Source organism: Neorhizobium alkalisoli, assembly GCF_007829835.1.
GTDB lineage: Bacteria > Pseudomonadota > Alphaproteobacteria > Rhizobiales > Rhizobiaceae > Neorhizobium.
Genome location: NZ_VIWP01000007.1, coordinates 46,767 through 70,573, shown reverse-complemented (window position 1 = coordinate 70,573; position 23,807 = coordinate 46,767). Strand labels below are relative to the sequence as shown.

The 23,807-nt window shown below is 60.5% G+C and carries 21 protein-coding genes; 8 read left to right on the top strand and 13 right to left on the bottom strand.

From position 1 onward, the window contains the following. Positions 1 to 75 precede the first annotated feature (75 nt). The gene (locus tag FHW37_RS23870; protein ID WP_145640927.1) at positions 76 to 585 is read right to left on the bottom strand and encodes a SixA phosphatase family protein; all 510 of its coding nucleotides are present in this window, start codon (positions 583 to 585) and stop codon (positions 76 to 78) included. A 263-nt stretch (positions 586 to 848) separates the two neighbouring features. Between FHW37_RS23870 and dksA the strand changes: the two genes are divergently transcribed. Then, positions 849 to 1,268: an RNA polymerase-binding protein DksA gene (dksA, locus tag FHW37_RS23865; protein WP_145640925.1), complete on the top strand. Its 420-nt coding sequence runs from the start codon at positions 849 to 851 to the stop codon at positions 1,266 to 1,268. A 197-nt stretch (positions 1,269 to 1,465) separates the two neighbouring features. Here the strand turns inward: dksA and FHW37_RS23860 are convergent, their stop codons facing one another. Beyond that, positions 1,466 to 2,578, bottom strand: a complete 1,113-nt coding sequence (locus tag FHW37_RS23860; protein ID WP_145640923.1) for a flagellar biosynthetic protein FliO — start codon at positions 2,576 to 2,578, stop codon at positions 1,466 to 1,468. A gap of 254 nt (positions 2,579 to 2,832) precedes the next feature. Here FHW37_RS23860 and cckA point away from each other — a divergent pair, with 254 nt between their 5' ends. From cckA to FHW37_RS23835, 5 genes are all read left to right on the top strand, one after another. Next, entirely contained in the window at positions 2,833 to 5,442 is a 2,610-nt protein-coding gene (cckA, locus tag FHW37_RS23855; RefSeq protein WP_145640922.1) for a cell cycle histidine kinase CckA, read from the top strand. 247 nt (positions 5,443 to 5,689) lie between these two features. Then, positions 5,690 to 6,778 (top strand): recombinase RecA, encoded by a 1,089-nt coding sequence (gene recA / locus FHW37_RS23850; protein WP_145640920.1) that lies wholly within the window; start codon positions 5,690 to 5,692, stop codon positions 6,776 to 6,778. Between the two features lie 226 nt (positions 6,779 to 7,004). Then, on the top strand, positions 7,005 to 9,662 hold the full coding sequence (gene alaS, locus FHW37_RS23845) for an alanine--tRNA ligase (protein ID WP_145640919.1): 2,658 nt from the start codon (positions 7,005 to 7,007) through the stop codon (positions 9,660 to 9,662). 86 nt (positions 9,663 to 9,748) lie between these two features. Beyond that, positions 9,749 to 10,615, top strand: coding sequence for a tRNA 2-thiocytidine(32) synthetase TtcA (gene ttcA, locus FHW37_RS23840; RefSeq protein ID WP_145640918.1), 867 nt, complete (start codon positions 9,749 to 9,751; stop codon positions 10,613 to 10,615). A 30-nt stretch (positions 10,616 to 10,645) separates the two neighbouring features. Continuing rightward, the gene (locus tag FHW37_RS23835) at positions 10,646 to 11,467 is read left to right on the top strand and encodes an inositol monophosphatase family protein (RefSeq protein ID WP_145640917.1); all 822 of its coding nucleotides are present in this window, start codon (positions 10,646 to 10,648) and stop codon (positions 11,465 to 11,467) included. 81 nt (positions 11,468 to 11,548) lie between these two features. Here the strand turns inward: FHW37_RS23835 and FHW37_RS23830 are convergent, their stop codons facing one another. The 5 genes from FHW37_RS23830 to FHW37_RS23810 form a co-directional block, all read right to left on the bottom strand. Then, entirely contained in the window at positions 11,549 to 12,754 is a 1,206-nt protein-coding gene (locus FHW37_RS23830; protein WP_145641259.1) for a multidrug effflux MFS transporter, read from the bottom strand. A 130-nt stretch (positions 12,755 to 12,884) separates the two neighbouring features. Next, positions 12,885 to 13,220 carry a Grx4 family monothiol glutaredoxin gene (grxD, locus tag FHW37_RS23825; protein ID WP_145640915.1) on the bottom strand — a complete coding sequence of 112 codons (336 nt, stop codon included), beginning with the start codon at positions 13,218 to 13,220 and terminating at the stop codon, positions 12,885 to 12,887. Between the two features lie 338 nt (positions 13,221 to 13,558). Continuing rightward, positions 13,559 to 13,795, bottom strand: a complete 237-nt coding sequence (locus FHW37_RS23820) for a BolA family protein (protein ID WP_145640913.1) — start codon at positions 13,793 to 13,795, stop codon at positions 13,559 to 13,561. A 159-nt stretch (positions 13,796 to 13,954) separates the two neighbouring features. Further along, positions 13,955 to 16,162, bottom strand: a complete 2,208-nt coding sequence (gene purL, locus FHW37_RS23815; RefSeq protein ID WP_145640911.1) for a phosphoribosylformylglycinamidine synthase subunit PurL — start codon at positions 16,160 to 16,162, stop codon at positions 13,955 to 13,957. Positions 16,163 to 16,302: 140 nt separating this feature from the next. Continuing rightward, complete coding sequence (locus tag FHW37_RS23810) at positions 16,303 to 17,721, bottom strand: PLP-dependent aminotransferase family protein (protein WP_145640910.1); 1,419 nt, start codon at positions 17,719 to 17,721, stop codon at positions 16,303 to 16,305. An 83-nt stretch (positions 17,722 to 17,804) separates the two neighbouring features. Between FHW37_RS23810 and FHW37_RS23805 the strand changes: the two genes are divergently transcribed. Next, the gene (locus FHW37_RS23805) at positions 17,805 to 18,086 is read left to right on the top strand and encodes a DUF1127 domain-containing protein (protein ID WP_145640900.1); all 282 of its coding nucleotides are present in this window, start codon (positions 17,805 to 17,807) and stop codon (positions 18,084 to 18,086) included. A gap of 44 nt (positions 18,087 to 18,130) precedes the next feature. Here FHW37_RS23805 and FHW37_RS23800 read toward each other — a convergent pair whose 3' ends face one another. The 5 genes from FHW37_RS23800 to purC are packed head-to-tail and all read right to left on the bottom strand — an operon-like array spanning position 18,131 to position 20,546. Further along, positions 18,131 to 18,523 carry a hypothetical protein gene (locus FHW37_RS23800; protein WP_145640897.1) on the bottom strand — a complete coding sequence of 131 codons (393 nt, stop codon included), beginning with the start codon at positions 18,521 to 18,523 and terminating at the stop codon, positions 18,131 to 18,133. A 51-nt stretch (positions 18,524 to 18,574) separates the two neighbouring features. Then, positions 18,575 to 19,249, bottom strand: a complete 675-nt coding sequence (gene purQ / locus FHW37_RS23795) for a phosphoribosylformylglycinamidine synthase subunit PurQ (protein WP_145640896.1) — start codon at positions 19,247 to 19,249, stop codon at positions 18,575 to 18,577. After that, positions 19,246 to 19,503 carry a hypothetical protein gene (locus FHW37_RS23790; RefSeq protein ID WP_145640894.1) on the bottom strand — a complete coding sequence of 86 codons (258 nt, stop codon included), beginning with the start codon at positions 19,501 to 19,503 and terminating at the stop codon, positions 19,246 to 19,248. Before FHW37_RS23790 ends, purQ begins: the two co-directional genes overlap by 4 nt. A gap of 17 nt (positions 19,504 to 19,520) precedes the next feature. Further along, complete coding sequence (gene purS / locus FHW37_RS23785; RefSeq protein WP_145640893.1) at positions 19,521 to 19,763, bottom strand: phosphoribosylformylglycinamidine synthase subunit PurS; 243 nt, start codon at positions 19,761 to 19,763, stop codon at positions 19,521 to 19,523. 18 nt (positions 19,764 to 19,781) lie between these two features. Beyond that, positions 19,782 to 20,546 carry a phosphoribosylaminoimidazolesuccinocarboxamide synthase gene (gene purC / locus FHW37_RS23780; protein WP_145640891.1) on the bottom strand — a complete coding sequence of 255 codons (765 nt, stop codon included), beginning with the start codon at positions 20,544 to 20,546 and terminating at the stop codon, positions 19,782 to 19,784. A gap of 241 nt (positions 20,547 to 20,787) precedes the next feature. On the opposite strand from purC, the gene FHW37_RS23775 reads away from it, so the two are divergent. Then, positions 20,788 to 21,105 (top strand): ATPase inhibitor subunit zeta, encoded by a 318-nt coding sequence (locus FHW37_RS23775; protein ID WP_145640890.1) that lies wholly within the window; start codon positions 20,788 to 20,790, stop codon positions 21,103 to 21,105. A 79-nt stretch (positions 21,106 to 21,184) separates the two neighbouring features. Here FHW37_RS23775 and FHW37_RS23770 read toward each other — a convergent pair whose 3' ends face one another. Beyond that, positions 21,185 to 23,785 (bottom strand): sensor domain-containing protein, encoded by a 2,601-nt coding sequence (locus FHW37_RS23770; RefSeq protein ID WP_145640888.1) that lies wholly within the window; start codon positions 23,783 to 23,785, stop codon positions 21,185 to 21,187. Positions 23,786 to 23,807: the final 22 nt, after the last annotated feature.

Here is a 23,807-nt window from a genome sequence, read left to right as displayed (position 1 = left end):
TCCGATCCCGGGTTCTGCCTGTGGAGGCTAGCCTCCATATAGGTGCTGATCGGCGGCAACAAAGATATCGGCGGCTCAGGGCCGGATAAAATCGACCAGTTTCCACGCGCCTTGCCCGCCGGGGCCCGTGCCGGCATGGTCGAGCACGGCAAGGCCCGCCGTCGGAAAACCGCTGCCGAGCGCCTTGTTCATCTCGCCTTCGCCGATCAGGGCGGTAAGCACCTGTTCCATGGTCGGGTTGTGGCCGATCAGCATCGCCGATCCGCTGTCCTGCTGGGCTGAGAGAATGTCGAGGTAACTGGAAAGCACGCCATTATAGAGCTCGTCGACGAAAAGTGGCTCCATCTCCTCGTCGATCGCCCGGCGGATCGCCTCGGCCGTCTGGCGGCAGCGCATCGCGGTGGAGCTGATGACGATATCGGGCCGGTAATTGCGATCGGCCGCCTTGGTCGCGACGATCTCCGTTTCGGCAAAGCCTTGGGCGTCGAGCGTACGGTCGAAATCGCTCTGTCCGGGCTCCGCCCATCCCGATTTGCCATGACGCAGAAGGTAGATCCGGTGGGGCGGTGGTTGGATACTGGTCATGCCGGTACTCTTCTCCCGATGATGCCGCAGCTAGCCAGAGGATCGCCGCCACGTCAACGCGCCGCCCGCGGGAGATATCCACTACAGATCTGTCGCAAGTCTTCCGGCGATCCGCGCCCGTTGTCGATTAGGGCTTAAAAAATAGTCGTTTAGCTGATTTTTGTGACAAATTTAAAAATGCCTTAATGCTGGGCGCGAGGCTTGAATCGCAATGCTGACATGGGATATAGACCGCCGCACAGATGTTCTTCAGGAGAATCGCGTTGAGTGAGAAGATCGATCTTAGCAACTATGTGCTCTCGGAAAACGATGAGTTCATGAATGCGAACCAGAAAGCGTATTTCCGGGCGAAGCTTATTGCCTGGAAGAACGATATTCTGCGGGAAGCGCGCGAAACACTCGAGCATCTGGCCGAGGAAAGCGCCAATCATCCGGACCTTGCGGACCGGGCTTCATCCGAAACCGACCGTGCAATCGAACTGCGTGCCCGTGACCGTCAGCGCAAGCTGATCTCCAAGATCGACGCTGCTATCCAGCGCATCGATGATGGCACCTACGGTTATTGCGAGGAAACCGGCGAGCCGATCGGCCTCAAGCGCCTCGACGCCCGTCCGATCGCGACGCTGTCGATCGAAGCCCAGGAACGCCATGAACGCCGCGAAAAGGTCTACCGGGACGAATAGTCCACAGCCTTTTCATAAAAAATCCCGCACTAAAAAATTCAAGGCACGATTTTCGTGCCTTTTTTATTGGCTGTTTTCTTGTCGATTGTTCTCCGGTTCTTCTAGGGATCTTTGATGCCGATCAAAGGCAGGCCAATAAAAATGCCCGGGACAAGCCCGGGCATGATGCTGAAAACAGAGCTTCGTTCACCAGCCGATCATTTATCGCGGCTGGCCGACATTTCTCCAAAAATCCGGGCCACTTCGTCCTGAAGCGAAGGGTCGGATGTCGCGCCGGTGATCGGCGGCACGGCCGGATTGCGCGGCGGCATCTGCCGGGTCGGCCCAGCGGTCGGAGCAGGGCGTGGAGTGGCGGCCTCGCGCGCGGCAAGGTTCTGCGCCATTTCTTCTTCGAGAATCTTTTCGAAATCGCTGCCGAGACCCTTCGGCTGTCCGGCAGGCGCCGGAGCGGCGACCGGGGCGGGCGGCGTATTGATCGCGACGACCTTGGGTGGCTGTTCGGCCAGAACCCGGCCGCGCGCCGCCTCCAGCGCATTGGCTGCATCATCCATGGCTGGCGAGGGCTCCTGAACCGGTTGAGCCATTGCGGCAGGGGCCGGGCGGGACAGGTCCGCAATCGGGCGAGGGGCAGGTTCCGCCCGCACGAGGCCAGCAAGCGGCGGCGACACAGGCACGGCAACCGCGACAGGCTCGGATCGCATCGGCATGACAGTGGGAGCGACAGCGGAAACGACCGGCGGCGCGGATGGCTGCACGATCGGTTCGGCGGCTGGCCGCACCGCCTGGACCGGCAGTTCCCGAAGCGGTTCGGGCCGTACCGGCTCAGGTCTCGTCACGTCCTGCCTGGTGATCTCAGGCCTTGCGATTTCGGCTCTGGCCACGTCCGGCCTTGCAATCTCCGCCCGCGGTTCAGGCAGCGGCCGCTGGCGCGTGCGATCGGCCCCATCGGCGATGGCTGCGAGCGAGGGTTCGCTTGGCACATAACCGCCGATCGGCTGGGCGATGCCTGTCTGGCTGTCGGCCCGCTGGATGCGGCTTTCGATGACGATATCGGTCGGGCCGCCGATCATGATCAGATGTTCGACATCGTCGCGACGCACCAGGACGAGGCGGCGGCGGGTGTCGACAGCTGCGGCATCCAGCACCTGCAGGCGCGGATTGCGGTTGCGTCCGCCGCGCACGAAGGGCGAGGGGCCGCCGCGGCCGCGCAAGAGCCACAACACGCCGATCAGGCACACGAGGCCGATGCCGACGCCAACGACTGCGATAACCAGCCGGCTGCCATAGGCGCCTACGAATTCTTCGACCATGTCTTGCCACTCCTCATGCGAAAGCTTCGACCGGAAAAAGACGATTTTTTTGGTCGCGAAGCAATGTTGTTTGCGGTTGAAACCGCACTTCAGCGAAGAAAGATAGGGCACAAGTCGAGACTGTCCCGGGTTTTGTGGCCTGCCAGAGCTTTTTGCTGAACGCACAACTTGCTAAGAAAGAATCACGGGGTTTTAAGGCCGCGCGAATTTGGTGGCTGCGGCGCTCGTCGGCCGCGCCGAAATGCGAGGGATTGATGACGAGGTTGCAGCAAGGCGGCAACTACGAGACGCCACTGGTCGATCGCAGCACGCGTGGCGGAACCATCATACGGATCATCCTGCTCGCTCTGGTGCTGATCGGTGTCGCGGCCGCTTTCGTGGTTTTCAAGAACGCGCTCGACAATGAGGTCGTGCTCGGCCTGCTTGGCATTCTGGCCATGGTCGGGATCTTTTTCATCGTCTCGTCGCTGATCGGCCTTGTCGAGGTCATGCCGCAATCCAGGTCCGACGATCTGGCCCGCGCCTTTCTCGCCGGCCATCCGGACGGGATTTTGATCACCGACAAGAAGGGCCGCATCGTCTACGCCAATACGGCCTATGGCCGCATGACCGGCGCGAGCCGCAAGAGCGACGTGCAGACGATCGAGACGCTTTTGTCGAAGACCCGCGAATCGACCGAGGCGCTGTATCGGTTGACCGCCGCCCTGCGTGAGGGCAAGGAAGGGCACGAGGAATTCCGGCTTCTGCAGCCGCTCGGACGCTCCACCGGCAATGGTTCCGGCGCCCATTGGTATCGCCTCAAGGCCGGACTGGTGGCGCCCAATAGCGATCGCAAGACCCAGCTCGATATATGGCAGATCACCGACATCACCTCCGAGCGCGAGGACCAGGAGCGGTTTTTCCGCGAGCTGCAGAACGCGATCGATTACCTCGACCATGCCCCGGTCGGCTTCTTCTCGGCCGGCAAGAAGGGCGAGATCGTTTATATCAATGCGACACTGGCCGAATGGCTCGGCCTGGATCTCACGAAATTTTCGCCCGGTTCGATCGCGATTGCCGATCTTGTGGCGGGCGAGGGCATGGCGCTGATCCAGTCCGTCCAGCCGGCGCCGGGCCAGACCCGCAGCGAAACGCTCGATCTCGACCTGCGCCGCAGCAACGGCCAGAGCCTGCCTGTGCGGCTCGTCCACAATGTTGCTTCGATGCGCGACGGTGCGCCCGGCGAAAGCCGCAGTGTCGTGATCGGCCGTCCGCGCGGCGAGGATGGCGACCAGTCGGCCTCTGCCATGCGCTTCACGCGTTTCTTCAACAACACACCGATGGCAATCGCCTCGGTCAATGGCGACGGTCGCATCCTGCGCATCAACGCGCCTTTCCTGCGCCTGTTTGCCGGCGTCGTTTCGCGTGACGATGTCGAGGCCGGTGCCGCCCTCGAAACCATCGTCCACGAGGCTTCCCGCGCCCATCTCATGCAGGCGCTTGCGGCCGCAAAGGATCGCCAGGGCGATATCGCACCGATCGATTCGCGCCATCCCGGCGACGAGAGCCGCTACGTGCGTTTCTACGTCAATGCCGTGATCGACGAGAGCGACGAGGCGCCGGAAGAAGCGGCGATCGTCTACGCCGTCGAGACGACCGAGCAGAAGGCGCTCGAAACCCAGATGGCGCAGACCCAGAAGCTGAATGCCGTCGGCACGTTGGCAGGCGGCATCGCGCATGACTTCAACAACGTCCTGACCGCGATCCTTCTCTCCTCCGACCATCTTCTTCTGCAAGCGCGTCCCTCGGACGCGAGCTTCGCCGACCTGATGGAGATCAAGCGCAACGCCAACCGCGCCGCCGTGCTGGTGCGCCAGCTGCTGGCCTTCTCGCGCAAGCAGACGATGCGACCGGTCGTGCTGAATCTGACCGATGTCGTCGGCGACCTGCGCATGCTCGTCGACCGGCTGATTTCCGGCACAAACGTCAAGCTCGAGGTTGATTACGGCCGCGATCTCTGGCCGGTGCGCACCGACCTGTCGCAGTTCGAGCAGGTACTGATCAACCTCTGTGTCAACGCCCGCGATGCCATGCCCCAGGGCGGCACGATCCTGATCAAGACCCGCAATGTCACCGAGGAGGAAGCGGCCGGCTTCCACCAGGCGGATCTGCCGGCGGAAGATTTCGTCATGGTCGAGGTTGCCGACACTGGTACCGGCATTTCGCCCGAAATCATGGACAAGATTTTCGAACCCTTCTTCACCACCAAGGAAGTGGGCAAGGGGACGGGGCTTGGCCTTTCCATGGTCTATGGCATCGTCAAGCAGTCCGGCGGTTACATCTATCCCGAATCGGAACTCGGCCGCGGCACCAGCTTCCGCATGTTCCTTCCGCGCCACATTCCGGAAATTCCGGTTGTCAGCGAAACTGCGCAGATTGCGGGTACTGCCGCTCCTGTAGCGTCTGCGCCGGTCGTATCCGCACCGCCTGCAGAAGATCTCGACCTGACCGGCAAGTCGGCCGTGGTCCTTCTCGTCGAGGACGAGGAGGCGGTACGCCGCGGCGGCAAGCGCATGCTGGAAACCCGCGGCTATACCGTCCATGAGGCGGGTTCGGGCACGGAAGCGCTCGAAATCATGGAAGAACTTGGCGGTGCCGTGGATATCGTCGTCTCCGACGTCGTCATGCCGGAAATGGATGGTCCGACACTGCTGACCGAGCTGCGAAAGAACTATCCGGACCTGAAATTCATCTTCGTGTCCGGTTATGCCGAGGACGCCTTTGCCCGCAACCTGCCGGCCGATGCGAAATTCGGCTTCCTGCCAAAACCGTTCTCGTTGAAACAGCTGGCGGTCGCCGTTCGGGAAATGCTCGATTCGGAGTGATTTCCGACTTTTTATCGGATTTTTTTCACGAGGCCCGCGATTCGTCTGAAATCGCGGGTCTCCTTGTTTTCACAGCAGATTTTCCACAGAGTAGATTGCCGTGAACAAGAAAAGAACGAAATCAAAATAATGATTTCAGCTCAAGGCCTTGATCCCCTCTTGTCGAATGAGAACAAAAAGTGTACATGAGCTTTATCGGCAGCTTCATTGCCTGCGTGGCGGCAATAACCTAAAGGTGGGATCGAACATGGCACAGAATTCATTGCGGCTGGTAGAGGACAAGGGCGTGGACAAGAGCAAGGCGCTGGAAGCGGCACTTTCACAGATCGAAAGATCCTTCGGCAAGGGCTCGATCATGAAGCTCGGCGCCAACGATCAGGTGGTCGAGATCGAGACGGTTTCGACCGGCTCTCTCAGCCTCGATATCGCACTTGGCATTGGCGGTTTGCCGAAGGGGCGCATCATCGAGATCTACGGTCCGGAAAGCTCGGGTAAGACGACGCTTGCCCTGCAGACCATTGCGGAAGCCCAGAAGAAGGGCGGCATCTGCGCCTTCGTCGACGCGGAACACGCGCTGGACCCGGTCTATGCCCGCAAGCTCGGCGTTGATCTGCAGAACCTTCTGATCTCGCAGCCGGATACCGGCGAGCAGGCGCTGGAAATCACCGATACGCTGGTCCGCTCCGGCGCCGTCGACGTTCTCGTCGTCGATTCGGTTGCGGCCCTGACTCCGCGTGCGGAAATCGAAGGCGAGATGGGCGACAGCCTGCCGGGTCTTCAGGCTCGTCTGATGAGCCAGGCGCTGCGCAAGCTGACCGCGTCGATCTCCAAGTCGAACACGATGGTCATCTTCATCAACCAGATCCGCATGAAGATCGGCGTGATGTTCGGTTCGCCGGAAACGACGACCGGTGGTAACGCGCTGAAATTCTACGCTTCCGTCCGCCTCGACATCCGCCGTATCGGCCAGGTCAAGGAACGCGAAGAAGTCGTCGGCAACCAGACGCGCGTCAAGGTCGTCAAGAACAAGATGGCGCCTCCCTTCAAGCAGGTCGAATTCGACATCATGTATGGCGAAGGCGTCTCCAAGACCGGCGAACTGGTCGATCTCGGCGTCAAGGCCGGCATCGTCGAAAAGTCCGGTGCGTGGTTCTCCTATAACAGCCAGCGCCTCGGTCAGGGTCGTGAGAACGCGAAAACCTTCCTGCGTGACAATCCGGAAGTCGCTCGCGAGATCGAGACCTCACTGCGCCAGAATGCCGGCCTGATCGCTGACCGTTTCCTCCAGAATGGCGGACCGGACGCAAATGATGGCGACGACGCCGGCGACATGTAAGCCGATCGGGTTTTGAATTGAATGCCAGCGGCCCGCCGCTGCTGGCATCAGCCGGCCGCCATCGAAAGATGTGCGGCCGGTTTGTTTTTGGGCCAGCTGCTTTCGGCTCTTTGCTTTTGATTGCAGACCCGATTGGGGCCGTGCGGCTGGACAGTCGCGGATGCGGACGATACAAGCCTTCCGTCTTAGAATTAAAGCACCGCACGGGCGGTAAAAAGGGCGTAGCATGAGCGGCGTGAATGATATCCGGTCGACTTTCCTCGACTATTTCCAGAAGAACGGACACGAGGTCGTTTCCTCCAGTCCGCTCGTGCCGCGCAACGATCCGACCCTGATGTTCACCAATGCCGGCATGGTGCAGTTCAAGAACGTTTTTACGGGCCTGGAAAAGCGTCCCTATACGACCGCGACCACCTCGCAGAAATGCGTGCGCGCCGGCGGCAAGCATAACGACCTCGACAATGTCGGTTATACTGCCCGCCACCTGACCTTCTTCGAAATGCTCGGCAACTTCTCCTTCGGCGACTATTTCAAGGAAAACGCGATCGAGCTTGCCTGGAAGCTGGTGATGGAAGGTTTCGACCTGCCGAAGAACCGTCTTCTCGTCACCGTCTATTCCGAGGACGAGGAAGCCGCGACGCTGTGGAAGAAGATCGCCGGTTTCTCCGACGACAAGATCATCCGCATCCCGACTTCTGACAATTTTTGGCAGATGGGCGATACCGGCCCCTGCGGTCCTTGCTCGGAAATCTTCATCGACCAGGGCGAAAATGTCTGGGGTGGCCCTCCGGGGTCGCCGGAAGAGGATGGTGACCGCTTCCTCGAATTCTGGAACCTCGTTTTCATGCAGTTCGAACAGACAGCGCCGGGCGAACGTTCGCTCCTGCCGCGCCCGTCGATCGATACCGGCATGGGCCTCGAGCGCATGGCCTGCGTGCTGCAGGGCAAGCAGAGCGTTTTTGACACCGACCTGTTCCGCACCCTGATCGGCACGATCGAGGATGTCATGGGCGTCAAGGCGGAAGGCAGCGCCAGCCACCGCGTCATAGCCGACCATCTTCGCTCGTCGGCCTTCCTGATCGCCGATGGCGTCCTGCCGTCGAATGAAGGTCGCGGTTACGTCCTGCGCCGCATCATGCGTCGCGCCATGCGCCATGCGCAGCTGCTCGGCGCCAAAGAGCCTTTGATGTACAAGCTGCTGCCGACGCTGGTTCAGGAAATGGGCCGCGCCTATCCGGAACTGGTGCGCGCCGAAGCGCTGACCTCCGAGACCCTGAAGCTCGAGGAAACCCGTTTCCGCAAGACGCTGGAGCGCGGCCTGTCGCTTCTCTCGGATGCCACGAGCACACTCGACAAGGGCGACATGCTCGACGGCGAAACCGCCTTCAAGCTTTACGACACCTACGGTTTCCCGCTCGACCTGACGCAGGACGCGCTGCGCGCCCGCGACATCCATGTCGACATTGCCGGCTTCACCGACGCCATGGAGCGCCAGAAGGCCGAAGCCCGTTCGCACTGGGCCGGCTCCGGCGACAAGGCGACCGAGACCATCTGGTTCGAACTCAAGGAAAAGTTCGGCGCCACCGAATTTTTGGGCTACGACACCGAGACCGCCGAAGGCGTGATCCAGGCGATCGTCCGCGAGGGCAAGTCGGTCGAAACCGCCTCTGCCGGTGATGAAGTCCAGGTCGTTGTCAATCAGACGCCGTTCTACGGCGAATCCGGTGGCCAGATGGGCGATACCGGCATCATCTCGACGGATCATGCCAAGCTGCAGGTCACCGATACCCAGAAGAAGGGTGAGGGCCTGTTCGTGCACATCGCCAAGGTCGTCGAAGGCACGCTGAAGGCAGGCGAGCCGGTCGCGCTTGCTGTCGACCACGCCCGCCGTTCGCGTCTGCGTTCGAACCATTCCGCAACCCATCTCCTGCATGAAGCTCTGCGCGAAGTGCTCGGCACCCATGTGGCCCAGAAGGGTTCGCTGGTCGCGCCGGAGCGCCTGCGTTTCGACGTTTCGCATCCGAAGCCGATGACGGCCAAGGAGCTGCAGAAGGTCGAGGATATGGCCAACGCCATCATCCTGCAGAATGCCCAGGTCACCACCCGCCTGATGAGCGTCGATGACGCCATTGCCGAAGGCGCCATGGCGCTGTTCGGCGAAAAGTATGGCGATGAGGTCCGCGTCGTGTCGATGGGTCGGGGCATCGAGGGCTCTAAGGCCGGCAAGCCTTACTCCGTCGAACTCTGCGGCGGCACGCATGTCAATGCGACCGGCGATATCGGCCTCGTGCGCGTTCTCGCTGAAAGCGCTGTCGGCGCCGGTGTGCGCCGTCTCGAAGCCGTCACCGGTGAAGCGGCACGCGCATACCTCTCCGAGCAGGACGACCGTGTAAAAACGCTGGCCGGCGCGCTGAAGGTGCAGCCGGGCGACGTGATTGGTCGCGTCGAGGCGCTGATCGAAGAACGCCGCAAGCTCGAAAAGGAACTGGCCGATGCCAAGCGCAAGCTCGCTATGGGCGGCGGCGGGCAGGGCGGGTCTGCCGATGACGTCAAGGACATCGGCGGTATCAAGTTCCTCGGCAAGGCTTTGCAGGGCATCGACGCCAAGGACCTGAAGGGCCTCGCCGACGAAGGCAAGGCAAGCCTCGGCTCCGGCGTGGTCACGCTGATCGGCGTTTCTGAAGATGGCAAGGCAAGCGCCGTCGTCGCCGTCACGGCGGACCTGACGGAGCGTTTCAGCGCCGTCGACCTGGTGCGCATCGCTTCTGCCGCCCTCGGTGGCAAGGGCGGCGGTGGCCGGCCGGACATGGCCCAGGCTGGCGGCCCGGATGGTGCCAAGGCCGATGAGGCTCTGGCCGCAGTCGCCGCAGCGCTCGGCGCCTGATTGGACTAAGGAAAAGCGGGCCAGTCCCGCTTTTTCGGTTTTATGGGCCTGAATTGATCAGGCCGGATGTTTCGAGGACGTGGACGATGGGCCTGAACGCAAAGATCGAGGATGAGCTGGACGACGTGGTCGATGGCCTCGTTCCGGCGCTTTTTCGCGATGCGCCGAGCTCCGTCTCGTTCAACAAGCTGCGCAAGCGCCTGCTGCGGCAGGTGCGCCAGGCTTTTGACGATTTCGGCATGCTGAAGGATCAGAAGCGCTGGCTGGTCGGTCTCTCCGGCGGCAAGGATTCCTACTCGCTGCTGGCCGTCCTGCTTGATCTGCAATGGCGCGGGCTGCTTCCGGTCGAACTGCTCGCCTGCAATCTCGATCAGGGCCAGCCGAATTTTCCAAAACATATCCTGCCGGATTATCTCACTTCGATCGGCGTCAAGCACCGTATCGAATATCGCGACACCTATTCGATTGTGAAGGAAAAGGTGCCGCAGGGCGCGACCTATTGTTCGCTCTGTTCGCGCCTACGCCGCGGCAATCTTTATCGCGTTGCCCGCGAAGAGGGCTGTGATGCGCTGGTATTGGGGCACCACCGGGAAGATATTCTCGAAACCTTCTTCATGAACTTCTTCCACGGCGGCCGTCTCGCCGGCATGCCGGCCAAGCTTCTGAACGATGAAGGCGACCTGATGGTCCTGCGGCCGCTTGCCTATTGCGCCGAGGACGATCTGGCGAAATTTGCCGCCGCCATGGAATTCCCGATCATCCCCTGCGATCTCTGCGGCTCGCAGGACGGGTTGCAGCGCAATGCGATGAAGGCAATGCTGTCTGATATCGAGACACGAATGCCCGGCCGCAAGGACACGATGCTGCGGGCGCTCGCGCATGTGAACCCGTCGCATCTGCTCGATCCAAAGCTCTTCGATTTCTCCGGCCTCTCAGCCGAAAAGCCGCTCTGACCCAATCCCTTCCATAAAAAGAGATTTGCCATGACCCTTCCGCTCGACGTCACGAAACTTGCAGATCTGCTGAAGCTGGCCGCTAAAGAGGAAATCCTGCCGCGCTTCCGCCGGCTCGGCAGCGGTGACGTGCGTTCCAAGAGCGAGCCGTCCGACCTTGTGACGGAAGCCGACGAGGCGGCCGAACGCCTGCTGAAGCGGGAGATCGCGGCGCTTGCTCCGGATGCGCTGTTCGTCGGCGAGGAATCGGTCGCGGCCGATCCGGCCCTGCTCGGCAAGCTCGCGGATGCGGATTTCGCCGTCGTCGTTGATCCGGTCGATGGCACGTTCAATTTTGCCTCCGGCATTCCGGCCTTCGGTGTCATGGCCTCGGTCGTCTGGAAGGGCGAGGTTGTCGCCGGCATCATCTACGATCCGATGGGCGACGATTGGGTGATGGCGGAAAAAGGGTCGGGCGCTTTTCTGAAGCGCCCCGATGGCGAAGCGATCAGGCTCGCCGTGTCAACGCCGCGGCCGCTTTCCGAAATGGTCGGCATGGCTTCGCCGGGCTATTTTTATGGCGAGGAACGCGAACGTATTCTCGCCAATCTGGCCAAGGTTCGCTTTGCCGCCAACTACCGCTGCTCGGCCCATGAATACCGCACCTTTGCCGGCGGCCATGTGCAGTTCATCATGTATAACAAGCTGATGCCCTGGGACCATCTTGGCGGCACGCTGATTGGCACGGAAGCGGGCGGCTACGTGCGCCGTCTCGATGGCTCGACCTATCTGCCGCGCCACGTCGATGGCGGCCTGCTTCTGACCACCGACAGGGACAGCTGGGAGCTGCTCCGTCGCGAGATCATCGGCTGAGCCATTCGGCCGCAAACTCCTCATAAAGAAAAGGCCGGATCGCTCCGGCCTTTTTGCATTTCAGGTCATGGTATCAGGCGCTCAGATCCGCGCGTTATGCGCCTGGAACAGCTTTCCCTTTTCGGCGATCAGCACGAAGACGAGGCCGATGACCGAGACGGTGAAGAAACCGGCCACCATCGGCGTTGCGGTTCCGTTGAAAGCCTGCCCGATCGATGCACCGATCAGTGCGCCACCGACCGTGCCCATGAAGCCGAGCACCGAAGATGCCGTGCCGGCAACGTGGCCAAGCGGTTCCATGGCGAGCGAGTTGAAGTTCGAGGCAATCAGGCCGAACTGGAACATGGCAAGCGCAAAGAAGGCGAGGAACAGCAGGAACGGCATCGGCGTGGCCGAGAGGAGCTGCACCATCAGCCAGAGGAAGGTGACGGTCACGAAGCCGATCAGCGCGGCATGCGACAGCTTGCGCATGCCGAGCTTGCCGACCAGCCGCGAACTGAGGAAGGCCGAGAGCGACATGAACAAGGCCACGGCTGCGAATGCCACCGGGAACCAGTGACCGAGTTCGTAGATGCCGACATAGACCTGCTGGGCAGAGTTGATGAAGCCGAACAGCGCACCAAAGATGAACGTGCTGGCGATCGTGTAGCAGAGCGCCACGCGGTTGGTCAGGACGATGATGAAGCCACCGACGATGGACGACACGGTCAGCGGACGCACGTCGCTCGGATCAAGCGTTTCAGGCAGTTTCCGTGCAACCCAGCTGGTGACGATGATTGCCGCAATGGCGATGAAGACGAAGATCAGGTGCCAGTTGCCGAACAGAAGCACGACCTGGCCGGTTCCCGGCGCAATGACCGGCACGATCATGAACACCATCATGATCAGCGACATGACTTCCGCCATCGCACGGCCGCCAAACACGTCACGGACGATCGATACGGAAATCACGCGGGTTGCCGCCGAGCCGAGACCCTGGGCGAAGCGCAGCGCAAGCAGGCCGGCAAAGGACGGCACGAAGACGACGGCAATGGCCGAGACGATATAGATGCCAAGCCCGATCAGCAGCGGCTTGCGGCGGCCGAAACGATCGGAGATCGGACCGTAGAAAAGCTGCGCAATGCCAAAGCCGAACAGGTAGGCCGACACCACATATTGCCGGTGATTGGGGTTTTCGACGCCGAGCGATTCACCGATCTGCTGCAGACCGGGAAGCATGATGTCGATGGCGAGAGCATTGAGCGCCATCAGGGCTGCCATCATGCCGATGAATTGCGCTCTGCCCATGCCGTTAAGCTGTGCTGGCGCCGAATGTGAAGGATTTGTCACAGTGATTTCCTGAAGAATGGCAAAGGCGCCGTTGGGGCGGCGCCTTCAAATATGTCTCATGAAAAGGTCCGGCCTAAAGCCGGAAGGATCAGGCTGCGCCGCGGACGGCGATACCCTGTTCCTGCATGTGGCTCTGCAATTCGCCGGACTGGAACATTTCGCGGATGATGTCACAGCCGCCGACGAATTCGCCCTTCACGTAGAGCTGCGGGATCGTCGGCCAGTTGGAATAGTCCTTGATGCCCTGGCGGATCTCGGCGTCGGCAAGCACGTTGACGCCCTTGTAGTCGAGGCCGAGGTAGTCGAGGATCTGGACGACCTGACCCGAGAACCCACACTGCGGGAACTGCGGGGTGCCCTTCATGAAGAGAACAACGTCGTTGCTCTTGACTTCGCTATCGATGAAATCGTGAATTCCGCTCATGTTTCTTGTCCTTTCACATGCGGTTTCAAGGACCGCTGCGCTTTAACCTTAGCCCTAGATAGCAATCTGCCGTCTGGAATTCCAGCGGAATAAGCCCGTTGGATAGGCTTATTGTGACACGCAGAACGACCTGTCGCCTAACGGCGGGAGCGCTTCTGATCACGTTTCCTCTTTCCGGACCGGGTGCTTGTCCGTGACATAGGCGGCCACGCGGTGGCCGATCCCGTCTGGCGTTTGCGTTTCCGGGAGCCCTTGCGATCGAAGGCCGCCAGAACGAGGTCGCGCAAGAGATCCTGAAAGATGCCGGTGATGATCTCCTTGACGAAGCTCAGCACCGATTATTCTGCGGGTGCAGAAGTCTGCAATGCGAGTGCGTGCAATACGCCACCCATATTGCCCTTCAGGGCTTCATAGACCATCTGGTGCTGCTGCACGCGGCTCTTGCCGCGAAAGGCTTCGGCCACGACTTCCGCAGCGTAATGATCGCCGTCGCCGGCGAGGTCACGTATGGTGACCTTGGCACCCGGAATGCCGGCCTTGATCATGTCTTCGATATCGCCGGGTTTCATGGGCATGGTGTGTTCCTCGTATTTGGCCGCAGATTCGATACGGCACCGTTTCATCAAAGACTGCCCGAAACTCGGTCTCAGGTCAAAACTCAAAAGAAGTCAAAATGCAAAACGGCCCCGCACCGACAATTGCCGTTGCGGGGCCGCTTGGTTCGAATATGGGGATCAGGCCATGAAGCCCGGGAACCAGCCTTCATGTGCCTTGGTGAGATCGGCAACCGGCAGATCGATCAGGCCGTCGACAACGATCTTGTCGCCTTCGACCGTGCCGAGCGTGCGGAACGGTACGCCTGCATTTTCAGCGCCGGCCTTAACGAAGTTGGCGAGATCGGCCGGAACGGCGATGACGTAACGGGCCTGGTCTTCACCGAACAGGAGAGCATGGTCGAGACCGCGCTGTTCCTTCAGGCTGACCTTGAAACCCTTGGAGGAGGACATTGCCATTTCGGCAAGCGCCAGAACGAGGCCGCCGGACGAAATGTCGTGGCAGGCCGTGACCTGACCGTTGCGGATGATCGAGCGGACAAAATCGCCGTTACGGCGTTCCGCAACGAGATCGACTTCCGGTGCGGGACCATCGATCGTGTCGAGAATGTCGCGCAGGTAGATGGACGAGCCGAGATGGCTGCCATCCGTGCCGACCATGATCAGCACGTCGCCGTCCTTGGCAGAACCGATCTTCGCCATCTTCTTCCAGTCCGGCAGAAGGCCGACACCGGCAATCGTCGGGGTCGGGAGAATGGCGACGCCATTGGTCTCGTTATAGAGCGAGACGTTGCCGGAGACGATCGGGAAGTCGAGCGCCTTGCAGGCCTCGCCGATACCCTTGATGGCGCCGACCAGCTGGCCCATGATTTCCGGCTTTTCCGGGTTGCCGAAGTTCAGGTTGTCGGTTGCGGCCAGCGGCTCGGCGCCGGTCGCAACGATATTGCGCCAGCATTCGGCAACAGCCTGCTTGCCGCCTTCATAAGGATTGGCCTCGACATAACGCGGCGTTACGTCGGAGGAGAAGGCGAGCGCCTTGGAAGCATGGCCTTCGACACGCACGACGCCGGCGTCACCGCCCGGCAGCTGCAGCGAATTGCCCTGGATCAGCGTGTCATACTGTTCCCAGACCCAGCGACGGCTGGATTGGTTGGCGGAGCCGACCAGCTTCAGCAGCGTTGCATTGTAATCATCCGGTGCTGCGACCTGCGCGGCGGGCAGGGGCGCCCGGCCATTGCTCTCGATCCACGGGCGATCGTATTCGGGCGCCTGGTCGCCGAGATCCTTGATCGGCAGGTTCGCGACTTGCTCGCCCTGGTGCATCACGCGGAAACGCAGGTCGTCGGTGGTCTTGCCAACGATTGCGAAATCGAGGCCCCACTTGACGAAGATCGCCTTGGCGACTTCTTCCTTGGCGGGCTCGAGAACCATGAGCATGCGCTCCTGGCTTTCCGACAGCATCATTTCATAGGCTGTCATGCGCTCTTCGCGGACCGGAACCTTGTCGAGATAAAGTTCGATGCCGAGGTCGCCCTTGGCGCCCATTTCGACGGCCGAGCAGGTGAGGCCGGCGGCACCCATGTCCTGGATGGCGATGACGGCGCCGGTCTTCATCAGTTCGAGGCAGGCTTCCAGCAGGCACTTTTCGGTGAAGGGGTCGCCGACCTGAACGGTCGGGCGCTTCTCTTCGATCGACTCGTCGAATTCGGCGGACGCCATGGTCGCGCCACCGACACCGTCACGGCCGGTCTTGGCGCCGAGATAAACGACCGGCAGGCCGACGCCCTTGGCTTCCGACAGGAAAATGCCGTCCGACTTGGCAAGGCCGGCCGCAAAGGCGTTGACGAGGATATTGCCGTTATAACGCGGATCGAACTCGACTTCACCGCCGACAGTCGGCACGCCGAAGGAATTGCCGTAGCCGCCGACGCCGGCAACGACGCCGGAAACGAGGTGTTTTGTCTTCGGATGATCGGGAGCGCCGAAACGCAGGGCGTTCATGGCAGCGATCGGCCGGGCGCCCATGGTGAAGACGTCGCGCAGAATGCCGCCGACACCGGTCGCCGCACCCTGATAGGGTTCGATATAGGACGGGTGGTTGTGGCTCTCCATCTTGAAGACGACGACGTCGCCGTCATCGATATCGACGACGCCGGCATTTTCGCCCGGTCCCTGGATGACGCGCGGACCCTTGGTCGGCAGCGTGCGCAGCCACTTCTTGGAGGATTTGTAGGAGCAGTGCTCGTTCCACATGGCGGAGAAAATGCCAAGCTCCGTGAAGCTTGGCTCGCGGCCGATCAGATCGAGAATGCGCTGATACTCGTCCGGCTTCAAACCGTGCGAGGCTACGAGTTCGGGGGTGATCTGAATCGTATTGGAGATCGTCATCGCTTTTCCTGGGATGGCTGCCGTTCGGGGCTTTGCGCCTCTTTAACGCATGTGTGTTTGCAGCGCGACAGGAAAATCAGCCTGTCGCGCCGGATGGCTCTCAACTGTCCACAGCCGGACAGTCGCAGCCAATATAGTGATCAGGCGATACTGTCGTAACCGGCCGAACCGCTGTCGAGCAGGGTGCGCACCAGTTCAAGCCCCTGCCTGACTTCCTCTCGCGAACCCGGCGAGGAAATGCCGATGCGGATCCGGTGGCTGACCTTTTCGGAACGGCCCGCCTTGAACTCGTCCTCGTCATCAACCAGCACGCCATGTTCGTAGATCGCGTTCTTGAACGTGGCGGAGAGCCAGGGTTCGGGCAGCTTGATCCAGATAAAGGGAATATCCGGATGGGACCGGAAGTCATGTCCCGCCAGCATCGTCCGGGCCATTTCCTCACGTGCCGAGATTTCCGCGCGACAGCGCTCCCAGATCGCTTCGGCCTGACCGCTCAGCACGAGCCGGGCGCAGAGTTCTGCCAGAATGTAAGGTGTGCCGCCGGTGATCATCTTGTGGGCGATCCGAACCCGCTGGGCAAAATGGGGAGGGCAGGCGACCCAGCCGCCACGAACGCCAGCCGCAACCGCCTTCGACAGGCCATCGACCAGAAAGGTGCGATCCGGCGCCAGTTCGGCGATCAGCGGCACGCTCTTCTTGTCCATCGCGCCATAAAGATTGTCCTCGATCAGCCAGACGCCGTGTTTGCGGGCGATTTCGGCAATGGCCACACGCCGGTCGAGCGGCATGCTCGCGAGTGTCGGGTTCTGCGCCGAGGACATGACGAAGGCGACTTTTGGGTGCTGCTGGACGCAGGCCCGCTCAAAGTCTTCCGGCAGGATGCCGTGCTCGTCCGAATCGATCAGTGCCGTGCGCCGACCGACAAGGCCGGCTGCGCGGCTGACCTGTGAATAGGTGAGGTGCTCGAAGGCGATCCGGTCGCCGGGATTGGTCAGCGCCGTGATCACGGCCATGATGCCGGCATGGGCGCCAAGCGTCGGCACGATCGAATCCGGCGTTGGGCGCCAGTTGCCATAGGCCAGCCATTGTGCCCCGGCTTCCGACCAGTGGTCGGGAAAGCTGCGCGTGTAGCTGGAAATATCACTCGGGTGGTCGGTCATGATGCCGGTCATGATATCCGCGAGGATAGCGCCCTGGCCGATATCAGGTGCCGCCGTGCTGTCGAAGCGGATCATTCCGGGCAGGGTGCCCATCACCCGCGTGCCGGCAAGGCTTGCGGTGACACGATCATTCGACGCCTGCGGTGCAATTTCTTCGCGCGACAGGATGTAAGTGCCGCGCCCCACTTCGCCGCTGACAAGCCCGCGCTCGTGCAAAAGCGAGTAAGTCCGACTGATTGTACCGATTGTCACCCCGATGTCGAAGGCAAGATTGCGCTGCGGCGGTAGCTTTGATCCCGCCGGCAGAACGCCTTGCTGAATCGCGTCTTCCATCTGGTCGGCGAGACGGATGTAAATCGGGCCGTTGCCCTGATCGAGTTTAGGAAGCCAGTTTGTCATGGTGACAATAATCTAAATTGTCACCGTAGATGTGTCAATGTAGAGGGATTGCACCACTTAGAAAGGAAGCCGACAGGTGTAATATGCGCAAGCTCGATCAATATCTCGTAACAATCGATACAATCTACCCGGATCAATATCGGCGTGAATCGCCGGCCTGGGTGGCCAAGGATATTTTGCCGCCGGCACCGATGCCGGTTCGCCGCCAGGGACTGGCAGGTATTCTGGAGATTGTCGGCAACTGGTTGGCGCGGCGCGACGGTCGTAAAGCCCTGTTGGAGATGAGCGACGAACAGCTGCGTGATATCGGTGTCAGCCGTGTGGCTGCCCGTGGCGAGGCCGCAAAATCGCGGCTCCTGCGCTGAAACGCCAGTTCGGAGTCACTCGCATTATAAGATGAGGCTGGTTTTCAGCAGCCGGTGGAGCCGGCTGCCCAGCGCTTGACGTCCGAGTTGACGCGGCCGCCGATCGGCTCGTTCAGCATCGGACCGAAGGCGGAAAGCCGTGCCGGCCTGCCTTCGGCCTGGACAACCAGAAGCGGGCGGATGTCCGCCGATCCCTTGCGGGTCAGAAGAATGCGCGGACGATCCGAGAAGGATGTGAGTTCCGGCGCAAAGGCATAGGCCTTGAAGGCCGTATCACCCGACTTGAACCAGCAGCGATTGGCGGCAACTGCCACCTTCTCCATGACATCGAGAGCCGACTGGCTATGCGACGGTGCGGGAGCCTTGGACTGGCAGGCCGCAAGCAGCGCGCCGAGAACGATCAGGGAAACGGTCGAAATTCGGCGAGAGGTCTGCATTGCGGGCCCGGATGTGATTGCTGTGCAGTTTTGAAGATGGATGCGGCCTGATCAGGCCGCGATCACGTCGAGCGCCGAAGCGAAGATGCCACGGCCGTCATTGCCGCCATGAGCCGCTTCGATCAGGTTTTCCGGATGCGGCATCATGCCGAGAACATTGCCCTTCTCGTTGATGACGCCGGCGATGTCTTCGATCGCGCCGTTCGGGTTGGTGCCATCAGCATAACGGAAGACGACCTGGCCCTTGTCGTTCATCGATTTCAGGGTGTCCTGATCGACAAAGTAATTGCCTTCATGGTGAGCAACCGGGCAGCGGATGATCTGGCCCTTGCCGTAGGCGCGGGTGAAATCCGTTTCGGAATTTACGACTTCGAGCTTCACTTCCTTGCAGACGAATTTCAGCGAGGCGTTCATCATCAGGGCGCCCGGCAGCATGCCGGCTTCGACGAGGATCTGAAAGCCGTTGCAGACACCCAGAACCTTGACGCCCTTTTCGGCCTTGGCCTTGATCGCCTGCATGACCGGCATACGGGCGGCGATGGCACCGCAGCGCAGGTAATCACCGTAGGAGAAACCACCGGGAATGACGATCAGGTCGATATCGTCGGCGATCTCGGTTTCGGTCTGCCAGACCGTCACCGGCGCCTGGCCGGAGATCTTGGTAAGCGCTGCGATCATGTCGCGATCGCGATTGAGGCCTGGGAGCTGGACGACGGCTGACTTCATGGCTGTGGTTCAAACCTTGCTTGGGCTTCCTGGAACTCGCGCAGTTCCAGGCGGTTTTCGATACGGTCGAGGCGATTTTCAATATGCCCCAAGGAGACGCGCAGATTATTCACATCTCCCTGCAGCACATGAACCTGCCCTCGTAAGTTCAAATTGTCTGCACGCAAATCGCTGATGGCAGTATCCACCTTGTCGAAGCGTTGATGAAGCTTCTTAAGGAGTTCATACATTAAATCGCTGCTGATCTCAGCCATCACGCGCTCCGCAACCCTCAGGCGATTGCGATAGTATAGTTCTCGATCACCGTGTTTGCCAGAAGCTTCTCGCACATGGCCTTGAGTTCGGCTTCAGCCTTCGCCTTGTCGGCGCCGTCGAGTTCGAGGTCGAAAACCTTGCCCTGACGGACCTGGCCGACGCCTTCAAAACCGAGGCTGCCGAGAGCGCCTTCGATCGCCTTGCCCTGCGGGTCGAGAACGCCGTTCTTGAGCGTGACGGTCACGCGTGCCTTGATCACTTGCATTTACTCCCGAGATTACTTGACGAGAACCGGACCGGTACCGCGGATCGGCTCGTTTTCATTGATGATGCCGAGACGGCGTGCGACTTCCGAATAGGCTTCCAGAAGACCACCCATATCCTGACGGAAACGGTCCTTGTCCATCTTTTCCTTCGTCTCGATATCCCAGAGGCGGCAGCTATCTGGGGAAATCTCGTCGGCAAGGATGATGCGCATCATGTCGCCTTCGAAAAGGCGGCCGCATTCGATCTTGAAATCGACCAGCTGGATGCCGACACCGAGGAAAAGGCCGGACAGGAAATCGTTGACGCGGATGGCGAGCGCCATGACGTCGTCGAGCTCGGCCGGATTGGCCCAGCCGAAGGCCGTGATGTGCTCTTCGGAGACCATCGGATCGGCAAGCTGGTCCGACTTGTAATAAAATTCGATGATCGAGCGCGGCAGGATCGTGCCTTCCTCGATGCCGAGGCGCTGCGACAGCGAGCCGGCGGCGACGTTGCGCACGACGATCTCGAGCGGAATCATCTCCACTTCCTTGATCAGCTGTTCGCGCATGTTCAGCCGGCGGATGAAATGCGTCGGAATGCCGATCTTGTTCAGATGCGTGAAGAGGTACTCGGAAATGCGGTTGTTCAGAACGCCCTTGCCGTCGATGACCTCATGCTTCTTCTTGTTGAAGGCGGTGGCATCGTCCTTGAAGAACTGGATGAGCGTACCGGGTTCAGGGCCTTCATACAGGATCTTGGCCTTGCCTTCGTAAATACGGCGGCGACGGTTCATAGCGCGTTGTCTCATTGTTGGCGCTGTCTTCAGCGCAATGGAAGATGTTTGAAGCGGTCCCTTATCGGAAAAGATTCAGATTCACAATGCGGGCCTCCAAAAGCGTGCGTTGCCGGGTTTTTGACGATTGGCAATCAGAAATCATTCATCTTGACGTTACACGGATTCTCAAAGCTTTTCCTCTAGCAATACCGCTGTCTTCAAAGAAAGACGTAGTCAAAAACAAATAGAGGCAGGGATAATGGCCAGCACACTCCGTAACCGCGCAACCGCTCTCGAAGATAGATTCGCTTACGACCAGACCTACAGCTTCCGTGCGGAAGCCAGACGCAACAAGTTGATCGGCCTGTGGGCTGCAAGCCGCCTCGGTCTTGACGACGCTGAAGGCTTCGCGGTGCAGATGGTGCGTTCGTCTCTCGAAAACAAGTCCGGCTCGGATGTAGCCACGCAATTGCGTCATGAATTCGACACCGCAGGCGTTGCCCTGTCCAATGACGAGCTGCAGTCGAAGATGCACGACCTTCTCCGTCAGGCACTGCGCGACCTCGAACAGGCCTGAGAGCCTGGCCGGCCAGATTCCGACCGATAATTCCAGACCTGCGGCTCCTTATATGCCGCAGGTTTTTATTTGCCGCGGATCAGCCATGCCTGCCGCGCTTTGCCGTCAGGTTCTCGACGAGGTCACGCCAGCGGCCATTCGTCACGAAATGGACGACCTCATCGCAAGGTTTTGGGCGGGCGAGGGCAAAACCCTGCAGGGTGTTGCAGCCCAGTTCCCGCAAAATCCGGACATGGTCCGCAGTCTCGACGCCTTCGGCGACAACGCGGATATCGAGTGTCCGGGCGATCTCGATGATGGCGCTAACGAGCCGCCTTTGCTCCTGTGACTGCGAAATGGGGCGCACGAGTTGCCGATCGATCTTGAGCGCCGTAGGGCTCAGCCGCAACAGGCCGATGATCGAGGCATGGCCGGTGCCAAAGTCATCGATCTCGATATCGATCCCGAGCTTCTTCAGCTGTGTCAGGTTTTTCATGACGGCATCGTCACAGTCGTCGAAGAAGATCGATTCGAGCAGTTCGAACGACACCGTGCCGGGCTTGATCCTGCGTGCCTTCAGCGTCTTGACGAGATCCGCATCATGAAGTCTCCGATAGGAGACATTGACCGAGATCTTCGGGATGCCGACCGATTGTGCCTGCCATTCCCGAAAATCCGCGAGAGCAGCGTCGAGGATCAGCGTGTCGATCGTCGAAACGACGTTCAGCTCCTCCGCCAGAGGCAGGAAATGGTCGGGTGTCAGAATACCGCGCGTCGGATGATTCCAGCGCGCCAAGGTCTCGACGCCGACGATGTCGAGTGTCGAGGCGTCGAATTGCAGCTGATAGAAGGGCACGAATTCACGCCGCTCGATTGCAAGCAGGATCTCGTCGGAAACCTTTCTCGCGCTGATCATCTCGTCATGGGTTTCCGGCGAGAAAAATTCATAACGATTTCGGCCGAGATTTTTGGCGCGGTAGAGGGCGATGTCGGCATTCAGCAGCAGCTGCCGGGCATCGACGCCTTTGTCGCTCCGGCATGCGATGCCGATGCTAGCGCCGAAACGGCAGTCATGCCCTTCATAGGAGACGGGGTTGCGAAGCTCGGCGATGATGCGGTCCGCCAGGTTCGAGAGCCGGCGCGGCGAGCCCTGAAACCTTGAGAGGATAACGAATTCATCGCCGCCGATCCTGGCAACGAAATCGCCCTTGCGGATCGTGCCTTTCAGCGTTCTCGCGACATGCTTCAGGATGGCATCGCCGGCATTGTGGCCAAGCGTGTCGTTGATCTGCTTGAACCGGTCGAGGTCGATATGCAGGATCGCGACACCCTTTGCGTCACGGGCGCTCTCCATCGTCACGCGGGCGAGCATGTCGTCCAGATATCGGCGATTCGGAAGGCCGGTGAGGTAGTCGTGCATGGCATTATGCTCGATCCGGCTTCTCGCCGCCTCGAGCTCGTGGTTGCGGGCTTCTGCCAGCGTCTTTGCCCGCTGCAGTTCCTGATGTAGCGTGACGTCGCTCGTCACGTCCCAATTGGCGCCGACCATTTTCTGGTGACCGCGCTCATCCGTATAGGGCATGGTCCGGCTGCGAATGACCCGTTCCGATCCGTCCGCCAGAATGATCCGGTACTGGTCGAAGAACCGCTGGTCGTCGGAAATATTGTCGCGGACTTTTGCAAGCACCCGTTCGGTATCCTCCGGATGCAGGAATGTCTCCCAGAGCCCGCCGACCTCGATCTGCGGCTGGTCGCCGATCTGGTAGATCTCCCGCATCTGCTCGTCCCACTCGACCTTGCCCGTGTCGAAGTCGGCTTCGAAAACGCCGATGCCGGAAATGTCGAGCGCCATTTCCAGGCGCCTTGCCAGGTTGGCGGCAGCTTCCTCGGCCGCCTTGCGTTCGGTAATGTCGGTGTCCGTGCCGACCACGCGGGTTGCGACGCCATTTGCATCCCATTCGATGCAGGCGCCGCGGCACTCGATCCAGATCCAGTGGCCCTGCATATGGCGCTCACGGTATTGAAATACCGCGTAAGCCGGGTCGCCGGCATTTTGCCGCTCGATGCAGTGGATGACGTGGTCACGATCTTCCGGATGCAGAAGCTCGAGCCAGGCCTGGGTGCTGGCGGCCAGCGGATCGTCTTCCGACATGCCTCGGATTTTGCGCCAGGTCGGCGAATAGTATTTTTGGCCTGTTGCCCAGTTGTGATCCCAGACGCCGGATTCGGAGCTGATCAACGCGTTGTTCCAGCGGCTCTCCCGCTCCGAAACCTCCGAAAGTCGCTGTCTCAATCCGGTGACATCAGAAAACACGATCGTGATGGGCGGCGCTGTCTTGGTCGTGCCCGCAGCGATGAATGTCGCTGCGACCCAGCGGACGGCGCCTTTGCCCGGAACTCGGAATTCTATCGTGTTGCGATAGGCGCCGAGGCTTTTGGCGGAGAACCGCAAGGCACGATCGATCTCGATCGCGACCATCGCCCTGTCAGCCTCATGGGCGCTCGTTTCGAGGCTTATCGGTTCGGCCTGTTCGTCACCCAGCCATTCCTGTCGAAAGCTTCCGTTGGCGACAACGATGACGCCGCGCGCATCCAGTGCTGCCAGCGGAAATGGTACGGCCTCATAGACTGCGGCAAGCAGGCCGATCTCTCCGGACGGTGCGTCGAGAGAGGACGATCGAGTGGCATGATTGAGAGGCATCGATACCGAATTCTCCAGAATA

What these genes read in the sequence shown, in the direction of transcription:
- FHW37_RS23870 (WP_145640927.1), bottom strand. Translation starts at nt 585, where the DNA reads ATGACCAGTATCCAACCACCGCCCCACCGGATCTACCTTCTGCGTCAT.
- FHW37_RS23860 (WP_145640923.1), bottom strand. Translation starts at nt 2,578, where the DNA reads ATGGTCGAAGAATTCGTAGGCGCCTATGGCAGCCGGCTGGTTATCGCA.
- cckA (WP_145640922.1), top strand. Translation starts at nt 2,833, where the DNA reads ATGACGAGGTTGCAGCAAGGCGGCAACTACGAGACGCCACTGGTCGAT.
- recA (WP_145640920.1), top strand. Translation starts at nt 5,690, where the DNA reads ATGGCACAGAATTCATTGCGGCTGGTAGAGGACAAGGGCGTGGACAAG.
- alaS (WP_145640919.1), top strand. Translation starts at nt 7,005, where the DNA reads ATGAGCGGCGTGAATGATATCCGGTCGACTTTCCTCGACTATTTCCAG.
- ttcA (WP_145640918.1), top strand. Translation starts at nt 9,749, where the DNA reads ATGGGCCTGAACGCAAAGATCGAGGATGAGCTGGACGACGTGGTCGAT.
- FHW37_RS23835 (WP_145640917.1), top strand. Translation starts at nt 10,646, where the DNA reads ATGACCCTTCCGCTCGACGTCACGAAACTTGCAGATCTGCTGAAGCTG.
- FHW37_RS23830 (WP_145641259.1), bottom strand. Translation starts at nt 12,754, where the DNA reads ATGGGCAGAGCGCAATTCATCGGCATGATGGCAGCCCTGATGGCGCTC.
- grxD (WP_145640915.1), bottom strand. Translation starts at nt 13,220, where the DNA reads ATGAGCGGAATTCACGATTTCATCGATAGCGAAGTCAAGAGCAACGAC.
- FHW37_RS23820 (WP_145640913.1), bottom strand. Translation starts at nt 13,795, where the DNA reads ATGCCCATGAAACCCGGCGATATCGAAGACATGATCAAGGCCGGCATT.
- purL (WP_145640911.1), bottom strand. Translation starts at nt 16,162, where the DNA reads ATGACGATCTCCAATACGATTCAGATCACCCCCGAACTCGTAGCCTCG.
- FHW37_RS23810 (WP_145640910.1), bottom strand. Translation starts at nt 17,721, where the DNA reads ATGACAAACTGGCTTCCTAAACTCGATCAGGGCAACGGCCCGATTTAC.
- FHW37_RS23805 (WP_145640900.1), top strand. Translation starts at nt 17,805, where the DNA reads ATGCGCAAGCTCGATCAATATCTCGTAACAATCGATACAATCTACCCG.
- FHW37_RS23800 (WP_145640897.1), bottom strand. Translation starts at nt 18,523, where the DNA reads ATGCAGACCTCTCGCCGAATTTCGACCGTTTCCCTGATCGTTCTCGGC.
- purQ (WP_145640896.1), bottom strand. Translation starts at nt 19,249, where the DNA reads ATGAAGTCAGCCGTCGTCCAGCTCCCAGGCCTCAATCGCGATCGCGAC.
- FHW37_RS23790 (WP_145640894.1), bottom strand. Translation starts at nt 19,503, where the DNA reads ATGGCTGAGATCAGCAGCGATTTAATGTATGAACTCCTTAAGAAGCTT.
- purC (WP_145640891.1), bottom strand. Translation starts at nt 20,546, where the DNA reads ATGAACCGTCGCCGCCGTATTTACGAAGGCAAGGCCAAGATCCTGTAT.
- FHW37_RS23775 (WP_145640890.1), top strand. Translation starts at nt 20,788, where the DNA reads ATGGCCAGCACACTCCGTAACCGCGCAACCGCTCTCGAAGATAGATTC.
- FHW37_RS23770 (WP_145640888.1), bottom strand. Translation starts at nt 23,785, where the DNA reads ATGCCTCTCAATCATGCCACTCGATCGTCCTCTCTCGACGCACCGTCC.